Here is a 1,834-nt window from a genome sequence, read left to right as displayed (position 1 = left end):
TGATGATGCAAAGGTTTTTGATTGTGCAAAAATTTATGACAATGCAAAAATTGCTGATAACGCTAGGGTTTTTGGAAAAACTTTTGTTTACAATCATGCCTGTGTTTTGAATAATTCTGAAGTCTCTGACAGGGCTGTTATAAAAGGCAATGCAAAAATTTATGACAATGCTTTGCTAACTGGCTATGCACAAGCTTATGGGAATGCAAAGATTTTTGGCAACGCACAAGTTTGGTTTTTTGCTGTGGTTTGTGGTGATGTTTGTATTTATGACAATGCGAAAATTACAGGTGGTACATACATTTGCGATAAAGTGAGTGTTTTTGGTGACTCATATATAGATACAAAAAAATTGAATGGTAATATCAAAATTTGTGATCAGACCATAAAAGACGCTGTGTAAATAACACCGCGGGCGCGGCGGGGGCGCCTCTCTCAAATTTCCATTAAAATTTAATCCATTATTTAGATTAGGGATAAAACCTATGACCAATATAAATGTGTCTAAAATTGTATCCAAAAAATATGAATTAACAAATGAAACCCGTGTATTTAATAATCAAACTCTTTATCGCATTCGGGCTTTAAGAAGCTTTGATGATGTCAAGGCGGGTGACCTTGGGGGCTTTATCGAAAAGGAAATCAACCTTTCTCATGATGGCAATTGCTGGGTTTACGATGATGCATGGGTTTATAGACATGCTCGTGTTTATGACAATGCAAAAATACGTCATAATGCGCATGTTTGTGGTCATGTTTATGGGAATGCGCATGTCTGTAATCACGCCCGCGTTTATCTAGATGCGCATGTTTATGACAATGCTCATATTTCCAATAAAGCATGGGTTTATCATCAGGCGCGGGTTTATGGTAATGCAAAAATCTCAGGTTCTGCTCGTATTAAAGTAAACGCAAAAGTTTATGATAATGCCGTTGTTAATGGAGCAGCAAAAATTTATGGCTCTGTTTATGGAAATGCTAGCGTGGGGGGGCATACTGAGGTTTATGGTTCTGTTTATGGAAATGCAAAAGTGATTGGTTATCACATCATTAGAGGTTTGGTGCATGGCAATGCAAGATTAAAAAGAGATGGTTATTTATATACCAAACAAAATCCTCACTATGCATATGGAATTCCTAGGGATTGTGAAATTTATGAAGGCGATAACGTTGTAAAGATTAGTGAAAATAAAGCAACGTAAATAACACCGCGGGCGTGGCGGGGGCGCCCCTCTCTCTCTCAAATTTCTCATTTAAATTTTAACACAATCGAAATTGTGAGGCGTTTGTTATGTCTAAAAAATACCAATTAACCAATGAAACAAAACAATTTAAAAATAAAGTTACTCATAAAGTTACAATACTTTATCGCATTCGGGCTTTAAAAAATTTTGATGATGTCAAGGCTGGTGACCTTGGTGGCTTTATTGAAAAGGAAATCAACCTTTCTCATGATGGCAATTGTTGGGTTCATGATGATGCATGGGTTTATGGACATGCTCGTGTTTATGACAATGCAAAAATACATCATCAGTCTCAAGTGTGTGGTCAAGTCTATGGTAATGCTGAAGTGCGTGATCAGGCTTTCATTTCGCAATATGCAAAGATATATGACAATGCGCATGTTTCTGAAAATGCTTATGTCTATGGCTCTGTTTATGGCAAGGCTCGTATCTATGGCAATAGCCGCGTTTTTTCTGAAGCGCATGTTTATGGCAATGCGCATCTTTCTCATAATAGTTGTGTTTTTGATTATGCAAAGCTCTATGGCAATGCTAGGGTTTCAGGTTCTGCCTGTCTTTTTAGCTATGCGCATGTTTATGGTCATGCTGTT

General features: G+C 37.3%; 2 protein-coding genes and 1 pseudogene. All 3 read left to right on the top strand.

Features of this window, described 5'->3' with window-relative positions; genetic code table 11:
* A pseudogene (locus NPX99_RS08580) lies at window positions 1–403 on the top strand (hypothetical protein); the annotation flags it as partial.
* Window positions 404–485: 82 nt separating this feature from the next.
* Complete coding sequence (locus tag NPX99_RS08575; protein WP_269031412.1) at window positions 486–1,202, top strand: hypothetical protein; 717 nt, start codon at window positions 486–488, stop codon at window positions 1,200–1,202.
* Between the two features lie 89 nt (window positions 1,203–1,291).
* On the top strand, window positions 1,292–1,834 hold a 543-nt coding region (locus NPX99_RS08570), incomplete at its 3' end, for a hypothetical protein (RefSeq protein WP_269031411.1).

It is taken from the genome of Bartonella sp. 220B, from assembly GCF_026930205.1.
Lineage (GTDB): Bacteria > Pseudomonadota > Alphaproteobacteria > Rhizobiales > Rhizobiaceae > Bartonella.
Note: the sequence above shows the minus strand (reverse complement) of the source record. Positions and strands in the feature narration are given on the sequence as shown.

Excerpts from the sequence above, each read along its gene's own strand:
- NPX99_RS08575 (WP_269031412.1), top strand. The coding sequence starts at position 486 with ATGACCAATATAAATGTGTCTAAAATTGTATCCAAAAAATATGAATTA.